Source organism: Pseudactinotalea sp. HY158, assembly GCF_009660225.1.
GTDB lineage: Bacteria > Actinomycetota > Actinomycetes > Actinomycetales > Beutenbergiaceae > HY158.
Genome location: NZ_CP045920.1, coordinates 2,418,353 through 2,435,881 on the forward strand (window position 1 = coordinate 2,418,353; position 17,529 = coordinate 2,435,881).

Below are 17,529 nucleotides of genomic sequence, written 5' to 3' on the forward strand. Positions count from 1 at the left end.
CCGGACACGGACACCCGGCCCGTCACCGAATCTTCACGTGACCTCGCCCACCCTCACCCATCCGCACTCAGGGGCGGGCTCAGGCGGGTTCCCCCTGACCGAGCCGCTGGGAGATGAGGGTCGTGACGCCGTCCCCACGCATCGTCACGCCGTAGAGCGCATCGGCAACCTCCATCGTGCGCTTCTGGTGGGTGATGACGATGAGCTGGGAGTCCTCGCGCAGCTCGCGGAAGATGTCGATGAGGCGCCCGAGGTTCGTGTCGTCGAGCGCGGCCTCGACCTCGTCCATGACGTAGAACGGGCTCGGCCGGGCCTTGAAGATCGCCACGAGGATCGCGACCGCCGTGAGCGAGCGTTCCCCGCCGGACAGCAGCGAGAGCCGCTTGACCTTCTTGCCGGGCGGGCGCGCCTCCACCTCGATACCGGTGGTGAGCAGGTCGCCGGGGTCCGTGAGCAGGAGTCGGCCCTCGCCGCCGGGGAAGAGCCGGGCGAACACCCGCTCGAACTGCACCGCGGTGTCGGCGAACGCGTCGGCGAAGACCTGCTCGACCCGCTCGTCGATCTCGGCCACGATCTGCAGCAGGTCCGCGCGCGAGGACTTGATGTCGGCGAGCTGACGGCTGAGGAAGTTGTGCCGTTCCTCGAGCGCCGCGTGCTCCTCGAGCGCGAGTGGGTTGACCTTGCCGAGGAGCGCGAGGGCGCGCTCGGCCTTCCGGAGCCGCTTCTCCTGCTCCGCGCGGACGAACGGCACGGGCGCGGCCTCCGCGTCGTCCTCCGCGCCCGCTGTGCCCGACGGGCCCGAGGTGGCCGGGATCAGCAGGTGCGGGCCGTAGGACTCGACGAGTTCCTCGGGGTCGAGCCCGAGCTCGTCGGCGGCCCGGGTGGCGAGCGCCTCGATCGTCGCGCGCTGGCCGGCCCGCGCCACCTCATCCTTATGGACGACGTCCGTCAGCTCCGCGTGTTCCCTCGCCAGGGCGTCGACCTGGGTGCGGACGGCGCCGAGTTCCGTCTCCCGGGCGGTCCGGGCCGCCTCGGCCTCGTCGCGGGCGCGCTGGGCCGCGGCGAGGGAGGTGTCGATCGCCGCGAGTGCGCGTTCGGCCCCCGCCTCGACGAGGTCCGCGCTCACCCGTTGGGCCGCCCGGCCCGGGCGCGCTCGGCGGCGGCCTGGCGGTGCGGCGCTCGGTGGCCGCGACCGCTCGAGGGCGGCGGCGCGCCCGGATCGCGCGGAGCCGTTCCTCGAGGGTGCGCATGACGAGCCGGCATCGGTCTCGGCGCCGCGCGCGGTCGTGGCGGCGACGGCGGCCTCGTCGCGGGCCTCCGCCGCGGCCGTGGCCGGGTCGACACCGGCGGCGGGCCCGGCACCGGCGGCGGGCTCGTCGCGGGCCTCCCCCTCGGCGGCGGCGAGGGTGGCCGTGAGTTCGGCGAGCTCGGCGGCGATGGTCGACCGGCTCGCGTTCGCGTCCTCGATCGCCCCCGCGGTGCGCTCGGCCTCGGCGTGGCCGGCGCGCATGGTCGATCCCAGCTGCGCGAGGCGTTCGGCCACGGCGGCGAGCGCGGCGTCGGAGTCGTGCAGGGCGGCCAGGGCGGCATCGGCGTCGGACTGGGCGAGCTGCAGCGCCTCGCGCGCGGGCTCGAGGGCGGTCTCGATCCCGGCCAGTTCCCGCTCGGCGGCCGTGACCGCGGACGCGGCCTCGTCGCGGGCGGCGTGGAGTTCGAGCACGCTCGGGGAGTCGCCGGCGCCGCCGCTGGCGCGCGTCGCCGTGACGACGTCGCCGCCGCGGGTGACGGCGACGACGCCGGGGTCGCCGGCCCGGGCCACGTCGGCGGCTTCGGTCAGATCGTCCACGACCACGACCCCCTCGAGGAGGAGGAGAACGGCCCCGGCCACGTCGGGCTCCGGCGTGACGAGGTCGCTCGCCCACTCCCCCGCGACCGGTGCCGGCCGCCGCGCCGGCGCGCCGTCCCCGGCGATGACCAGGTGGGCGGTTCCGGACTCGTCGGCACGGACCCGCTCGAGCGCCGCGGCGGCGTCGTCGATGGTCTCGGCGACCGCGGCGTCCGCCCAGGTGCCGAGCGCCGCGGCGATCGCGTTCTCGTAGCCGGCGCGGACCTGCAGCCGGTCGGCGAATGCGCCGAGGATGCCGGGCACGTCGCCCTCGAGCAGGGTGCCGGTGGCGTCGCGGCGGGTGAGGCTCAGGTCGAGGGCGTCCCGGCGGGCCGTCCAGGTGGCGAGCTCGCCGCCGGTACCGCGGCGTCGTTCGGTCAGGCTCGTGACCGTCTCCTCCGCCGCAGTGAGCCGGGCCAGGGCGGCCTCGTGGGCGGTGTCGAGGTCCTCCTCGCCGGCCTCGGCACCGACCGCCTCCTGTTCGAGTCGGGCATAGGCGGACCCCGCCTCCTCGGCGCGGGAGCGGGCCGCGGCATGCCCGGCGCGCAGCCGCTCCACCTCGGCCTCGGTCGCCTCGAGTCGGCTGCGGGCCGCCGCGACCCGGCCCGTGAGGCGTGCGAGATGCTCACGGCGGTCGGCGGCATCCCGGTGCACCCGGGCGAGGGCCTTCTCGGCCTCGGCCGCGACCCCCTCCGCGTGCCTGCGTCGTTCGACGGCGGTCTCGAGCGCGGCAGCGGCCGCGGTGTGCTCGGCGGTCAGCTCGCCCTCGGTGCCACGGGCGCGGGCGGCCTGCGCGTCGAGGTCACGGGGATCCGGCCCGGTGACCGGTGCCCGGTCGTCCTCCTCGAGGAGGCGGCCCCGCTCGGCGGCGAGGGTGGCCGTGCCGCGCAGCCGTTCGCGCAGGCTCGAGAGCCGGAACCACATCTCGGCGGCCTCGTTGAGCGCGGGGGCGGCCGCGGCCGCCTCGCCCTCGAGGGCGGTGAGCCGGGCCCGGGCCTTGAGCTGGGAGTCCTCGACCTGCTCGCGGCGGGCCCGCAGGGCGTTCTCGTCGGCCTGCTCGGCCTCGAGGGCGGCCGTGAGCTGCACATAGTCGTCGGCGACCAGCCGCGCCTTCGCGTCCCGCAGATCCGCCTGCACCACGTGGGCGCGGCGGGCGATATCGGCCTGCTTGGCCAGCGGTCCGAGTTGGCGGCGGATCTCCGTCACGAGGTCGCCCACCCGGGCGAGGTTGGCGGCCATCCCGTCGAGCTTGCGCAGCGCCTTCTCCTTGCGCTTGCGGTGCTTGAGCACGCCGGCGGCCTCCTCGATGAAGCCGCGCCGGTCCTCGGGGGTGGCGCTGAGCATGGCGTCGAGGCGGCCCTGGCCGACGATCACGTGCATCTCCCGGCCGAGGCCCGAGTCGGAGAGGAGCTCGGCGATGTCGAGGAGCCGGCACGAGGTGCCGTTGATCGCGTACTCGCTGCCGCCCCCCTGGAACAGCGTGCGCGAGATCGTCACCTCGGTGTAGTCGATGGGGAGGGCGCCGTCGGTGTTGTCGATCGTGAGCGAGACCTCGGCGCGGCCGAGCGGCGGCCGCGACGAGGTCCCCGCGAAGATGACGTCGGCCATGTTGCCGCCGCGCAGGGTCTTGGCCCCCTGCTCGCCCATGACCCAGGCGAGCGCGTCCACGACGTTCGACTTGCCCGACCCGTTCGGCCCCACGACGGCGGTGATGCCCGGCTCGAAGTGAAGGGTCGTCGCCGAGGCGAAGGACTTGAATCCCCGCAGCGTCAACGTCTTCAGATGCACGGGCTCAGCCTACTGGGCGCCGGGGCGACGTTCGTGGACCCGGCCGACTCCCCGTCGGCTACAGGTCGGTTACAGCTCGGCTACAGGGCCGGGAACCAGAGCGCGATCTCGGCCTCGGCGCTCTCGGGCGAGTCCGAGCCGTGCACGAGGTTCTGCTGCACGGCCAGGCCCCAGTCGCGCCCGAGGTCGCCCCGGATCGTGCCGGGCGCGGCGCCCGTGGGGTCCGTGGACCCGGCGAGGGAGCGGAACCCCTCGATCACCCGGTCGCCGCTCACGACGGCGGCCACGATCGGCCCGGAGAGCATGAACTCCACGAGCGGCTCGTAGAACGGCTTGCCCTCGTGCTCGGCGTAGTGCTGGGCCAGGAGCTCCCGGGAGGCGGCACGCACCTCGAGGGCGGTGAGCACGTAGCCCTTGGCCTCGACCCGGCGCAGGATCTCCCCGGTGAGGGACCGGGCGACGCCGTCGGGCTTGATGAGGACGAGGGTGCGCTCTGTAGTCATGTCCCTCACCCTATCGCCGGTCACCACGCCCGCGATCCCGCCCCGAGCGGGGACCGTTCCCCAGACGCGAACGGGCCCCGGCCGCATTGCGACCGGGGCCCGCTGTTCGCCGAGACGGCTCAGTGGGTGAGCGAGCGTCGTCGATAGGCGAGCGCGAACGCGCCCGCAGCGAGGAGTCCGAGCGCCGCCGCGAACCAGGCGGTCGCGCCGCCGGCACCGGTGTCCGGCAGTGCGCCGCCCGGCGCGCCGTCGGCACTGTCGGCACCGTCAGCACCGGCGGAACCGTCGGAACCGTCAGCACCGTCGGCGGCATCGGAACCGTCGGAACCGGACGTGTTCGTCCCGTCCGTCGGGTCCGGGTCCTCACCGGGGTCGGTCGGCTCCGTCGTGGGGTCGGTCGGCTCGTCCGTGGGCTCGCCGGTCGGGGGCTCGGTCGGCCCCTCGTTCTCCGGGTCGAGGAGCATGTACAGGTGGGCGGCGCTCCACGTGAAGTTCGTCGCCCCCTGCATCGCGCCCGTCTCGGGGTTGTAGTTCTCCCGGATGGGCTGATCGCCGGCGAGTCCCTGCGCGTTGGCGAAGAACTTGTCGGTGAGCGCCTCCGCGTCGTCGTCGTAGCCGTAGTTGCTCAGGGCGGTCACGCCGAAGTAGAACTGGTCCACCCACACGCGCCCACGCCAGTAGATCTCGGGATCGTAGGCGGGGTTGGTCTGGGAGGCGGTGCCGAGCGGGACGAGGGTGTTGAACTCGTTCTCATCGAGCATGACCTCACGCACGCGTGCGGCCTGGTCGGCCGGCGCGATCCCCGTCCACAGCGGGCTCCAGCCCTCGGGGCCCCGGCCGCGGTCGGTCAGCAGCGCGCCGGAGCACGAGCCGGCCTCGGCGGCGTCCTCGGCGAGCTGACGGTCGTAGTAGAACCCGCTCTCCTCGTCGAACATGCACGTGTTGACGTACTGCGCGATCTCCTCGGCGTCGCGGCGGTCGGCCTCGGCCTGGTCGGGCTCGCCGAGCAGCACGGCCATGTCGGCCAGCACGTTCTTCTCCATCGCGAGGTAGGCGTTGAGCTCGACGGACTCCTGGTTGATCGAGAAGCCGATGAGGCTGCCGTCGTCGGCCCGGTTCTCCAGGAAGAGCACCTGCCAGTCCTTGCGGGCGCGCTCCAGGTCGCCGTCGTAGGCCTCGTCCGCGTACTGCTCGAGCTGGTCGTTGTTGATGAAGCCGAACCGCGCGGCGTTGTCCATCCCGGACTCCCAGCCGGCGCCGTCCTGGGCACCGACGGAGAGCGAGTTGTAGCCCCCGGCGGCGAGCACCGCACGATAGAGCTCGTCGCCGGCGCACGCGAACACGCCGCGCGACTCCTCACAGCCCGTGAAGTCCAGCCCGGCGGGCGGGGTGCCCGGGTAGCGCACGTCGAAGGTGATGTTGCCGTTCTCGTCGTTGTGGGCGGGGTGCTTCGTGGCGCCGTACTCGGCGATGCCGTTGCCGTCGTGGTCGCGGGCCCGGTACCACCAGTCGTGGTAGGCCCGCAGCTTCGGATACATCTCGGCCACGAAGTCGACGTCGCCGGTCGCCTTGTAGATGTCCCAGATCGCCCACGCGGTCAGCGGCGGCTTCGTGTTGCGCTCGTTCCAGTTCCCGCCGTCGCCGCCGCGGTCGGCGAGCTTGTTGTAGAAGACGGCGTCGATGACCATGCCGGCGTCCTGCGGGCGCACCGGGTCGTCGGCCTGGATCTGGGAGTCGAACATGGCACGGATGGTGTCCTTGGCGATCTCGGGGTTGAACTCCCCGAGGGCGGCCGCACCCTTCCAGGTGTCCCAGGCCCACAGTCCGTCGAACCAGCGGGCGGTGTTCGAGGGGGTGATGCCGTTGTGCTCGATCTCCCCCGCGGGCGAGCGCCAGTTGCCGTTGAGCGTCTCGACCGCCTTGACGGTCACCCGGCGGCGCTCGGCCGTGGCGGACTCGTCGATCAGGGCGGCGGCCAGGTAGCCCTCCCACCGCTCGATCGAGGCGTCGAAGTAGGCGTCCGGGTCGGCCTCGATGTCCGCGATAGAGCCGTCCAGGTCCGCGGCCTCGGTGTCCGAGTGCACGTAGCTGTGCAGCGTGTAGAACTCACTCGAGCCGTCGGCGGGGACGTCGATGCTCGAGGTGCTGGCGTAGCTCAGCTCCGCCTTGTCGATCGTCGTCTCGGCGGCGATGGTGCGGTCGATCCGGTACTCGGCGCTGCCGCTCTGCATGATGGTCCACGTGCTGCGGAGCTTCCCGAACGTGAACCGAACCCCGTCGTCCGTGGCCTCGATCGACCGCGTCCAGTCCGGGTAGGTCTCGGCGACCGTGGCCGTCGGGGTCCACTGGTCGAGCAGCTCACCGGTCCAGGTGAGCTCGAGCGCCTGGGTCGAGGCCGTGTGGTTGACGAGCCGGGTGCGCACGAGCGCCGTGCGGTCGTCGGCGAACCGGAGTTCGAGCTCTAGCCCGAAGCCCTCGAAGTCATAGCTCTGCACGAGGGCGCCCGGGATGGCGAAGATCTCCTGGGAGGTCGCACTCGACAGGTCGACCGGGTCCCCGTCGGCGCTGATCGTGAGCCGGTCGAGTTCGTGGGCGAAGAAGACGCTGTACTCCTCGGCGATCACCATCGGTCCGGTGAAGCCGCCGTACTCGCTCGGCTCGGCCGGCAGGGTGAACCCGTGCCATGCGCCCGCGTCGAGCAGGGGGTTGAAGCGCTGGTTGCCGACCCCGTCGAATTCACGGAACGCGAGCGGGCTCCCGGTCCGGTCGAGCACGTCGCGGTACTGGGAGGCGAGCCGGGGAAGTGGCCGGTCGGCACGGTTCGACTCCCCGTCCGCGGCCGCGGGGACGGCGCCGTTCGCGGCTGGACCGGTGTCCGCGACGGCCGCCTCCGACGGCAGGACGACGGCGGCTGCGAGGAGTGCCGCTGCGGCGGTGGCCGCAAGCATGGATCTCATGAAGCTCCTTGTGGCAGGTTGTGGCAAGAATGTGATGAGTGTCGGCGACTGGGCATGGCCGAGGTGGCCGATGGCAACGATGTCAGGCCCAGCGCGTCCCCCACGATAGCGGGCTCCGGGGGCGCCCCTCTCCCATGTCATCGCATGCGTCACGGCACGCATGTCACGGCGCGTATGTCACCGCACGCATGTCACGGCGCAGCACCGCCCGGACTAGTCGTCCCCCGGGCGCCGCCGCAGTCGCTTGGTCTCGGACCGGAGCTGCTTCGCCGCACGCCGGCGCCGGACCGATCCGCGGGTGGGCCGGGTGGCGCGCCGGGGCGCGGACGGCGGACGCAGCGCCGCGCGCAGCAGCTCGGCGAGCCGGGCGATCGCGACCTCGCGGTTGCGCAGCTGGGAGCTGCGCTCGGAGGCGGTCACGGTCAGGGTCGTGCCCACGAGCCGGCCGGCGAGGCCGCCCTCGAGCCGGCGCCGTTGGGTCGGGCTGAGCACGGCCGAGGTCGCGATGTCCCACGACAGCTCGACCCGGCTGTCCGCGGTGTTCACGTGCTGGCCGCCGGGCCCGGAGGAGCGGGAGAACCGCCACCGCAGCTCCGCCGCCGGGATCGTCAGCGCCGGCGAGACCTGGACATCCATGCGTCCAGCCTCGCACACGCTATCGGGTGCGCCCGCCCGCCTCCGCGGCGGCGTAGGCCGCCTTCTCACGGTCGATCTTCGCGCCGAGCACCATGGCGAGGATCCACAGCGCGGCGAAGACCGTGCCGAGGATCCACATCATCGGGATGATCAGTCCGGCGAGGATGCTCACGACCTGCACGAGGGAGCCGAGGATGCGCCCGGGCAAGCCCCGCAGGAGCGCCAGCGCCGCCAGGCACAGCGCGACCGCGAACCCGACGACCGGCCAGATGACCTCCGGCGGCGCGAGCCGCAGCCCGTAGGCCACGAGCCCGGCGAATCCGAACACGAAGACCTGGGTTCCGAGCGTCGCAACGGCGAACAGGTGCCGGACGGATCGGCCGGCGGGCGCCGGCAGGCCGGGGCGGGCCGGCGGGGAATCGGAGGAGGGCGCGGTGGTCACGACCTCACGGTACCCCGGGTCGGCCTAGTCCTCGCCGAACCCGTTCTCGAACTCCTCCTCGAGCCGGGTGAGCACGTCGCCGGCCTGCGGGCCGCTCGCCCGCAGCGTCGCCTCCGCCCCGCCCGTGAGGCCGAGCCCCATGAGCGCGAGGACGCTCGCCGCGGGGGTCTCGTTGATCGTCACCTCGGCGTCGTGATCGGCGACGATCCGCGCCACCTGCGCGGCGGGTCGCGCATGCAGTCCGAGGCTGTTGCGCAGCGTCACGGTCCGCTCGAGGACGTCGGAGCTCGCCTCGTGATCGTCCGTCGCCTCCGCGGCGGCCGGGGCCGGGGTGGCCGGGGCCGCGGTGTCGGCCGTGCTGTCGGTGGCAGCAGAGTCGCCGCCAGGGTGGTCAGTGTCGTCGGCAGAGTCGGCAGCATCGGCAGAGCCGCCGGCGAACGCATCGATCGCGGTCCGCGCCGCCGCCGCGACCTGCGAGGCACTCGAACCGGTCTGGGCCGCGACGGCCGCCGCGACGGCGCCCTCGACGAAGGGGGCGTCGACGATCGTGACCCCGCCGTCCAGTACCTCGGCGACCGATTCGGCGGTGAGGAGCGCGGAGCCGAGGTCGGAGAGCACGACGGCCTCGGCCCCGGCCTCCCGAACCCGTTCGACCATCTCCATGACCCGGTCGAAGCTCGTGCCGATGCGGTTGTCGTCGGTGCCGCCGGCGGCATAGATCGGCACGTCGGGTGCCATCTGCGCGGCGACCTCGGCCGCTCCCTTGGCGAGGTTGCCCGAGTGGGAGACGAGCACGAGGCCCACCGCGATCGTCACGGCGTGTCCCGCGCTGCGGCCGCCGCGGCCGCGAGCAGCATGGCCGAGGACTGCGCGCCCGGATCGCGGTGCCCGGCCGAGCGCTCGCCGAGGTAGGACGCCCGGCCCTTGCGGGCGACCATCGGTTCGGTGGCGCGGGCGCCGGCCTCCGCGGCGGCCGAGGCCTCGGCCCACACGGCGACCGGATCGGACCCGGACTCGGCCGCGGCGCGCGCGGCCGTGGCGGCGGCGTCCCACGCGTCCACCATCGTCTTGTCGCCGGGCTCGGCCTTGCCGCGGGCGACGAGGCCGGCCAGCCCGGCCTCGAGCAGCTCGGCCACGCCGGTCGCGTCGAGCCCGCCGGCCCGGTTGTCCGCCTCCCCGGCGGCCTTGCCGGCGCGGAGGAAGGCGGTGCCGTACAGCGGACCGGCGGCGCCGCCCACGGTCGACATGAGGGTGGTGGCCACGAGCTTGAAGGTCTCGCCCAGCTGGGCCGGGGCGGCGGAGTCGAGCTTCGCCGCGACGGCGGAGAAGCCCCGGTCGAGGTTCTCGCCGTGGTCACCGTCGCCGATGGCCCGGTCCAGGTCGTTCAGCGCCGCGCGCTCATCGGACGTGATCCGGGCACAGGCCTGGATCCAGGCCACGGCCCACTCGTTGCCGAGCACCTTCTCACTCATGTCTCACTCCTCATCGCCGGTGTCTTCGCAGGGGCATCCCATAGCGTAGTGAGTTCCTCGTCGAGGTGGAGCACCGTGACCGAGCAGCCCTGCATGTCCAGGGCCGTCGTGTAGTTGCCCACGAGCGACCGGGTGACCTTCACCCCGGCCGCGGCGAGCCGCTCGGCCGCCCGGCCGTAGACGATGTACAGCTCGGACAGCGGCGTGGCGCCCATGCCGTTGACGAACAGCAGCACCTCCTCGCCCCCGGACAGACCGAGGTCGGTGGTCACGGCGTCGAGGAGCCGATCGGTGATGTCGTCCGCGCCGGCCATCGGGATCCGCTCGCGGCCCGGTTCGCCGTGGATGCCGATGCCGATCTCGATCTCGTCCTCGGCGAGCTCGAACGAGAGCTCGCCCGCGTGCGGCACCGTGCACGCGTGCAGGGCCACGCCCATGCTGCGGGTGCGCTCGTTCACCTTCGTGGCGACGGCGGCGACCGTGGCCAGGTCGTCGCGCCGCTCCGCACTCGCCCCGGCGATCTTCTCCACGAGGACCGTGCCGGCCACGCCGCGGCGACCGGCCGTGTACAGGGAGTCCTGGACGGCGACGTCGTCGTTGATGATCACGGCCGCGACGTCGATGTCCTCCGCGTCGGCCAGCTCGGCCGCCGTCTCGAAGTTGAGGACGTCGCCGGTGTAGTTCTTGACGATGTGGAGCACCCCGGCGCCGCCGTCGGCGGCCTTCGTGGCCGCCAGGATCGGACCGGGCGTGGGCGAGGTGAACACGGCGCCGGGCACGGCCGCGTCGAGCATCCCCTCCCCCACGAAGCCGACGTGCAGCGGCTCGTGCCCGCTCCCGCCGCCGGAGACGAGACCGACCTTGCCGGGCACCGCCCCGCCGCGCCGGTGGACGAACAGTTCCTCGGGATCCGGTCCCGCCGCCACGAGATCGGAATGGGCGGCGACGAAGCCCGCCACCGCCTCCTTCACGACGTCGTGTGGATCATTGATGAGCTTCTTCATGGCCAACCTCCAGTGGAGCTACCGAACTCACTGCCGATCCTACTGCCCCACACGCACGCTGTCTGGTGCCGGTCACGACCCGTCGCGGTACGCCTCGAGCAGGCGCAGCCACACCTCACTCACGGTCGGGAAGGCGGGCACCGCGTGCCACAGCCGCGCGATCGGCACCTCGCCCGCGATCGCGATCGCCCCGGCCTGCGCGAGCTCGGCCACGTCCTGGCCCACGAACGTCAGGCCGACGATCACCTGCCGGTCGGCGTCGACGACCATCCGGGCAGCGCCGCGGTAGCCGTCGGCCATGAGGGCGGCCCCGGCGACGGCGCCCAGGTCCACGTCGACCACGCGGGTCCGCACCCCCTGCTCCCGGCAGTCGGCCTCGGTCAGCCCGACGGAGGCGACCTGCGGATCGGTGAAGACCACGGCCGTGGCCGCGCGCTGGTCGGCGGTCGCCGCGTGCGCGCCCCACGGGGAGTCGTCGATCCGGGCGCCGTGCCCACCGGAGTCTGCGCGGGCGGCGCGGGCCATGATCGCCCCCGCCGCGATGCGGGCCTGATACTTGCCCTGATGGGTGAGCAGCCGGCGGCCGTTCACGTCGCCCGCGGCGTAGAGCCAGTCGATCCCCGCGCCGTCCGGCCCGGTGACCCGGAGGGTCTCGTCCACCGCGAGCCATGCGCCGTCGGTCAGCCCGACCACGGCGAGCCCGAGTCCGTCGGTGCGGGGCCCGCGGCCGGTGGCCACGAGGATCTCCTCACCGGTGACGCGCTCGCCGCCGGAGAGTTCGACCGTCACCCGCGCATCCGGCGCCGCGGCGTCGTCCCGGGTCACGCGCGTGGCCGTGGCCCCCGTGTGGAAGCGCACCCCGCGGGCGGCCAGGGCGGAGCGCACATGCTCGGCCGCGACGGGTTCGAGCGTTCCCAGCAGCCGGCCCGCCTCGATCACGGTGACCTCGGCACCGAGGTCGGCGTAGGCGCAGGCCGACTCGCAGCCGACGACCCCGCCGCCGAGCACGATGAGCGAGCCGGGGACGGCGCGCGCGGACGTCGCCTCGCGGGAGGTCCAGGGCCGGGCCTCGGCCAGGCCGGGGATCCCCGGCACGATCGCACGCGATCCGGTGCAGACCACGACGGCGAGGCGGGCCTCGAGCGCGACGGGGCCCTGCGTCGTCCGTACGCTCACCCGCCTCGGGCCGCTCAGGCGGGCGGTGCCGCGAACGAGGTCGATGCCGGCCCCGCGGAGCCAGTCCACCTGGGCCGAGTCGTCCCAGTCGCTCGTGAATTCGGTGCGGCGGGCGAGCGTGGCGCGCGCGTCGACACCGGCCGTGACGGCCTCGCGGGACCCGCCGACCGCGCGGGCGGCGCGCAGGGCGGCGCCGGGGCGCAGCAGCGCCTTCGAGGGCACGCACGCCCAGTAGGAGCACTCGCCGCCGACGAGTTCGTGCTCGACCACGACCGCGTTCAGGCCGCCCGCGACGACCCGGTCGGCGACGTTCTCGCCGACCGGCCCGGCGCCGATGACGACGACGTCGTAGGTGCGTTCACCCTCCTGGGAATCGATCCGGGCCATGCCTCCTCCTGCCGTTCGGGCGGTCGCCGGGGTTACCCTCGGTCGAGGGCCCGTGCACCCGCCGGTCCCCAGTCTGGAACACCGAGCACGGCAGGGGAAGACGATGACCGAGGACGACGCCGCGACCGCCCTACTGCTCGACGCGTTCGGCCGGATCGCCGGCGGGGTGGCCCGGGTGCTCGACGGCCTGAGCGCGGGCGACGCCGGCGCCCAGCTCGACGGCGCGGCGAACTCGATCGGGTGGCTCATATGGCACCTGACGCGGGTGCAGGACGATCACGTGGCCGAGCTCGCGGGCGTCGAGCAGGTGTGGACGGCGGGCGGCTGGGCGCGGGCGCTCGACCTGCCGTTCAGCCCCACCGCGACGGGCTTCGGGCACACGGGCGAGGAGGTCGCGGCCCTCGCCGCGGTGGCCGTGGGCGACCTCGCCACCTACCACGAGCAGACCCAGGAGGCGACGGCGGCCTACCTGCGCGGCCTGCGTGCCCGCGATCTCGACCAGGTGGTCGACGAGGGCTGGGACCCGCCGGTCACCCTCGGGGTGCGGCTCGTGAGCGTGGTCTCCGACGGCCTCGAGCACCTCGGGCAGGCCCAGTTCGTGCGCGGCGTGCTCGCCCGGCGCAGGGACGGCGCCTGGTCACCGATCGGCTGACGGCTCACCGTCCCGCTCCACCCACCGACCAGGGCCGACCCCCGCTCCGGTCGCCAACCAGGGCCGAACCCCCGCTCCACCCACCGACCAGGGCCAAACCCCCGCTCCACCCACCGACCAGGGCCAAACCCCCGCTCCGCCCACCGACCAGGGCCGAACCCCGGCTCTGGCAGCGGATTTCAGGGGTTTCACCCTGCTCGACCGTGGAGGAGTCGCCGGATTCACCGCGGACGGATTCACCGCGGACGGCGGCGGGGCGTGAACCGGCGGGCTACCCGCGACCTGTCCGCTCGCTCCTGCCCGCGAGCGTCAGGAGCGGCAGCGACACGGATACGACGACCGCGAGGACGAGCCACCACGGGTCGACGATGAAGCTCAGCACACCCGCGACGATGCACGTGAGTGCCGTGACCACGGCCTGCCGCCGGTTCATGCCCCGAACACTACTGGGCACGCTGCCCGCCGGCACCGCCGACCAGGGTCGAATCCCGGGTGTGACGCCCGAGAATGGCGATATCACCCTGGTCGGCAAGACGGGGGTCGGCGAGTGCCAGGGGGCGGCGCGAACGATGCGATGAAAGGCTCTTTCAGTCGGTAGACATTGATATGGAACTTCTCGTAATCTGAGGCTAACCCGGGGCACCGCAGCCACGGACACCGACCAAGAGGAGCAAGGATGCCCAGAGCTACCGGAACGCGACTGCGCACGCTTCGCGCCGGCCTCGCCGCGACGCTGACGATCGGGCTGGTCGGCGCCGGGCTCGCCATGACCGCGAGTTCGGCGACCGCCGCGGCGGATCCGACCGATGTGGCCTCGTACGCACCGGCGGGGACCGTCAACCTCGCACCGTCCGCACGGGTGACTGCAAGCAGTTCGCAGGGTGGGCTCGCCCCGGACGTGCTGAACGACGGGAACTCCGGCAGTCCCGACTTGAACGTCTGGGTGGCGGCGGACACGGGTGTGGACGCCGGCGGGTTCGTGCAGGTCGATCTCCGGAACGAGTCCGCCATCTCACGCATCGTCGTCTTCCCCCGCGGAGACGCGGACTTCTACGGCGTCTACTACCCGACCGAGTTCACCGTGACGGTCACCGACGCGGGCGGGCAGAACGTGTTCGAACAACGCATCACACACGAGGACGATTTCGACGGTGTCGTATCGGAACCCGATGTGATCGACCTGGAGGCCCCGGTCGACGCCGTCAGCGTGCGGATCGACGTCATCACGCGACAGTCCCGCGAGGGCGGAATCCTGCAATTCTCCGAGATCGCGGTCTTCGGCACGTCGACCGAGATCCCGGACTATCAACCCGCCGGCACCGAGAACCTCTCGGTCACCTCGAGGGTGACAGCATCCTCCAGCTACGAGAAGCCGGACGAGTCCTGGGCCGCCGCCTTCGCGATCGACGGCGACGTCGGCCGCACGAGTGGCTGGAGCACCGACCCGTACGAGAAGGTGCAGGACCCACACGAGGACGCGACACTCACGCTGGCGCTCCGGTGCGAATCCGAGGTCGCACGCGCCGTCGTGTTCCCCCGGACGAAGGCCTTCCCGCGTGACTACCGCATCGAGGTCTCCGCGGACGGAACGCAGTGGACGCCGGTCGCCGAGAGCGTCGACAATCCCGCGGATCAATCCGATCCCCAGGTCTTCGACATGGACCCCGGCACGATGGCACATCACGTGCGGCTCGTGACCGACGTGCGCAACGGCCCCGCCGGGGTCGACGGCTACCTCGTGCAACTCGCCGAGTTCGCGGTCTACGGAACGAGCGAAGGATGCATCGGATCGGTCAAGCCCGCGTTGCTCCTCGAGCCCGGAGCGAGCGACTCGCACTGGTTCGAGGACTTCGGTGGTGACACGGGCGACTACGCCGTGTCCTCCTCGGACGAGGCCGTCGCCACGGTGGCGCCCGATGGAACGATCACCGCGGTCGCGTCGGGGACGGCGACGGTCACCCTCGTCTCCGGCGAGACGACGCTGAGCGTCCCCGTCGAGGTCGCCGAGGAGGTCGAGCGCATCGGCGACGACTTCATGATCACGGTCTTCTGGGCGCCGTTGCCCGAGTATGTGAACGACGAACAGTACGACTACCTCGCGAACGCGGGCATCGACGTCGTGCAGGCCTCGCAGCTCACGGCGACGCCGGCGGTGAACCACGAGATGGCCCGGCTCGCGCACGAGCGCGGGATGCAGACGATCGTGCAGGACGAGAACGCCTCGGGCCGGTTCACCACGATGACCCCGGAGCAGGCCGCCGCATGGGCACAGCGCTACACGAACATCCCGGGCGTCGGCGGCTTCTACCTCGTGGACGAGCCGCTCGATGCGACCGCCTACGCGACCGCCTTCAACGCCATCCGCGAGGCCGCTCCCGAGTACTACTCGCACCTCAACTTCTTCCCCTACTCGTTCTACGGCTCCGAGGAGGCGAACGACGCCGCCATGCAGGCGTGGCTGGACGCGACCGGTCCGCGCACGATCGACGACCGCGACTACCTCATGTACGACCTGTACCCGTTCCAGGAGGGCGGCACCGGTACGGCGTCGTTGCTGACGAACCTCAACACCGTGCGCGAGCTCGGGCTCGAGAACCAGGTCAAGACCGCGATGTACCTGCAGAGCATCGGGATCCCCGGAAACCTGCGCCGCCCGGTGCCGGCCGAGATCCGCTACGAGGCCAACCTCGCCCTCGCCTACGGCTACAAGCAGCTCTCCTACTTCACCTGGTGGACCCCGACAGACCGGGGCGAGCCGTTCACCGACGGGATCATGACCGCCGACGGCGAGCCGACCGATCTGTACGCGCCCGTCACACAGCTCAACTCCGAGATCCACGCGCTCGGACCGACCCTCATGGGCCTCGACGCCACCGAGGTGTACGTCGCCGGCACCGCTCACGGCCAGGAGCCCGTGCCGGCCGACTTCTTCGTGCAGCCCCGCAGCGACGCCGACCTCGTGCTCTCACACCTGGTGGAGCGGGCCGGCGGCGAGGACTATCTGTTCGTGGTGAACAACAGCTTCACCGGTTCCCACGAGGCGGTGCTCGAGTTCGCCGACCCGTCGGTCGCGCTGCAGGAGGTGAGCCGCGCGGACGGTTCGCTCGGCCGGGAGATCGAGCTGCCGGATGGAACCCTGACCCGCGAGCTCGCGCCGAGTGAGGGAGTGCTCTACAAGGTGGTCGACCCGTCCGAGCAGCCCGGCGACGGGGACGACGGCTCCGACGGCGACGGTTCGGATGGGGACGGTTCAGACGGGGACGGTTCGGACGGGGACGGTTCCGACGGCTCCGGTTCGGACGGGGACGATTCCGCAGCCGACGGCGCCGACGCGGACGGCGCTGCGAGCGGTGACGACGATTCCGCGGGTACCACCGGCCCGGGGGACGCCGACTCGGGCGCCGGTGACGCCACCGACGGGTCCGGGGCCTCCGGCACGAGCGCCGGCGATTCCGGAGGGTCCAGTGGACCCGACGGACCCAGCAACTCCAGCGACCCCAGCGACCCCAGCGATCCCGACGCCGCGGCGGGCGGGGCCGGGAGCGACACGGCGAATGGGTCGGGAGAGGCCGCCGCGCCCGGGGCGCTGCCGGTCACGGGGGTGGGCACGGGCCTGGTGCTGCCGGTCGCACTTCTGCTGCTCGGGGGCGCCGCGCTCGCCGTGCGACGTCGATCGTCGCGATCGGTTTCGTGATCCGACCGGTCCGGCGATCAGCGCGATCGCCGGACCGGCCGGCCCAGCCGGGCGACGGCGGCCCGCGCCTTGCCGGCCTGCTCGGCCGATCTGGCCCGGTCGTGCCACGAGACGAGCAGGTAGAGCAGGTCGGCGGCGAAGACCTGGGTGTGTGACGCCGTCAGTTCGCCCAGATCGCGGTAGTCGTCCAGTGGCGCCGTGCGGATGACGACCTCCGCGGCCTGGGCCAGCGGTGAGCGGTGATCACTCGTGATCGCGATCGTGCGGGCCCCCGTCTCGCCCGCGACCGTGAGCATCTCGACGGTCTCGCGCGTGATTCCGGAACTCGAGACCCCGATGGCGACGCCGCCCGGATCGAGTCGGCAGGCGCTCATGACCCCGAGGTGCAGGTCGCTCCACCCGCGGGCGTTGATGCCGACCTGATAGAGCCGCTCGACGAGGCCGTCGGCGACGGAACCCGATCCGCCGACGCCGTAGACGTCGACCCGGTCGGCGGCGGCGACGAGCGCGGCGGCCTCCCTCATGACGTCGAGGTTCGTCAGATCGGCCGAGGCCTGGAGCGCCTGCACGTGGGTGGCGAGGAAGGTGCGCAGCAACTCCCGATCGTCCATTCCCGGATGGACCATCGCGCCCGGCTCACCCGTGAGGCTCTCCTGGCCCGCGGAGCGCCCCGCGTCCGCGGCCGCGCCGATGCGCAGCTGCACGAAACCGCCGTAGCCGAGCAGCTTGCAGAACCGGGTGAGGGTCGGGGGCGAGACGCCGGCGCGGGCGGCGAGGTCACTGCTCGAGAGCATGACCGCCAGCTCGGGCCGATCGAGCAGGAGTTCCGCGAGCGAAGCCATCCGCTGCGTCAGGTGCGGCGTGACCGCCTGGAGCCGCGCACGCAGCCCGAAATCGGCCGGGAAGGCCGCGACGGGTGAGGGCTGCTCCATC

General features: G+C 72.9%; 13 protein-coding genes. 2 read left to right on the forward strand and 11 right to left on the reverse strand.

Translation table 11 applies throughout. The features are described from left to right. Positions 1-79: 79 nt before the first annotated feature. The 9 genes from smc to GCE65_RS10710 all read right to left on the reverse strand — a co-directional run bounded on the left by smc (position 80) and on the right by GCE65_RS10710 (position 12,250). Positions 80-3,673 carry a chromosome segregation protein SMC gene (gene smc / locus GCE65_RS10670; RefSeq protein WP_153878372.1) on the reverse strand — a complete coding sequence of 1,198 codons (3,594 nt, stop codon included), beginning with the start codon at positions 3,671-3,673 and terminating at the stop codon, positions 80-82. A gap of 80 nt (positions 3,674-3,753) precedes the next feature. Beyond that, the gene (ndk, locus tag GCE65_RS10675) at positions 3,754-4,176 is read right to left on the reverse strand and encodes a nucleoside-diphosphate kinase (protein ID WP_153878373.1); all 423 of its coding nucleotides are present in this window, start codon (positions 4,174-4,176) and stop codon (positions 3,754-3,756) included. A 119-nt stretch (positions 4,177-4,295) separates the two neighbouring features. Continuing rightward, a complete protein-coding gene (ygjK, locus tag GCE65_RS10680) occupies positions 4,296-7,133 on the reverse strand; it encodes an alpha-glucosidase (RefSeq protein ID WP_153878374.1) in 2,838 nt (945 codons plus the stop codon). A gap of 213 nt (positions 7,134-7,346) precedes the next feature. Then, positions 7,347-7,769 (reverse strand): alternative ribosome rescue aminoacyl-tRNA hydrolase ArfB, encoded by a 423-nt coding sequence (arfB, locus tag GCE65_RS10685; RefSeq protein ID WP_152818402.1) that lies wholly within the window; start codon positions 7,767-7,769, stop codon positions 7,347-7,349. 19 nt (positions 7,770-7,788) lie between these two features. Beyond that, positions 7,789-8,211 carry a DUF4233 domain-containing protein gene (locus GCE65_RS10690; RefSeq protein WP_153878375.1) on the reverse strand — a complete coding sequence of 141 codons (423 nt, stop codon included), beginning with the start codon at positions 8,209-8,211 and terminating at the stop codon, positions 7,789-7,791. Positions 8,212-8,235: 24 nt separating this feature from the next. Then, on the reverse strand, positions 8,236-9,027 hold the full coding sequence (dhaM, locus tag GCE65_RS10695; protein ID WP_228759902.1) for a dihydroxyacetone kinase phosphoryl donor subunit DhaM: 792 nt from the start codon (positions 9,025-9,027) through the stop codon (positions 8,236-8,238). Continuing rightward, positions 9,024-9,683, reverse strand: a complete 660-nt coding sequence (gene dhaL / locus GCE65_RS10700; RefSeq protein WP_153878376.1) for a dihydroxyacetone kinase subunit DhaL — start codon at positions 9,681-9,683, stop codon at positions 9,024-9,026. Before dhaL ends, dhaM begins: the two co-directional genes overlap by 4 nt. Then, positions 9,680-10,687 (reverse strand): dihydroxyacetone kinase subunit DhaK, encoded by a 1,008-nt coding sequence (dhaK, locus tag GCE65_RS10705; RefSeq protein WP_153878377.1) that lies wholly within the window; start codon positions 10,685-10,687, stop codon positions 9,680-9,682. The genes dhaL and dhaK overlap by 4 nt, the downstream gene beginning before the upstream one ends. A 72-nt stretch (positions 10,688-10,759) precedes the next feature. Next, complete coding sequence (locus GCE65_RS10710; RefSeq protein ID WP_153878378.1) at positions 10,760-12,250, reverse strand: NAD(P)/FAD-dependent oxidoreductase; 1,491 nt, start codon at positions 12,248-12,250, stop codon at positions 10,760-10,762. A 103-nt stretch (positions 12,251-12,353) separates the two neighbouring features. On the opposite strand from GCE65_RS10710, the gene GCE65_RS10715 reads away from it, so the two are divergent. Then, positions 12,354-12,902 carry a DUF664 domain-containing protein gene (locus tag GCE65_RS10715; RefSeq protein WP_153878379.1) on the forward strand — a complete coding sequence of 183 codons (549 nt, stop codon included), beginning with the start codon at positions 12,354-12,356 and terminating at the stop codon, positions 12,900-12,902. A 271-nt stretch (positions 12,903-13,173) separates the two neighbouring features. Here GCE65_RS10715 and GCE65_RS10720 read toward each other — a convergent pair whose 3' ends face one another. Beyond that, positions 13,174-13,335, reverse strand: a complete 162-nt coding sequence (locus GCE65_RS10720) for a hypothetical protein (protein WP_153878380.1) — start codon at positions 13,333-13,335, stop codon at positions 13,174-13,176. A 243-nt stretch (positions 13,336-13,578) separates the two neighbouring features. Here GCE65_RS10720 and GCE65_RS10725 point away from each other — a divergent pair, with 243 nt between their 5' ends. Next, a complete protein-coding gene (locus GCE65_RS10725; RefSeq protein ID WP_153878381.1) occupies positions 13,579-16,596 on the forward strand; it encodes a discoidin domain-containing protein in 3,018 nt (1,005 codons plus the stop codon). 17 nt (positions 16,597-16,613) lie between these two features. Here GCE65_RS10725 and GCE65_RS10730 read toward each other — a convergent pair whose 3' ends face one another. Continuing rightward, the gene (locus GCE65_RS10730; protein ID WP_153878382.1) at positions 16,614-17,528 is read right to left on the reverse strand and encodes a MurR/RpiR family transcriptional regulator; all 915 of its coding nucleotides are present in this window, start codon (positions 17,526-17,528) and stop codon (positions 16,614-16,616) included. Position 17,529: the final 1 nt, after the last annotated feature.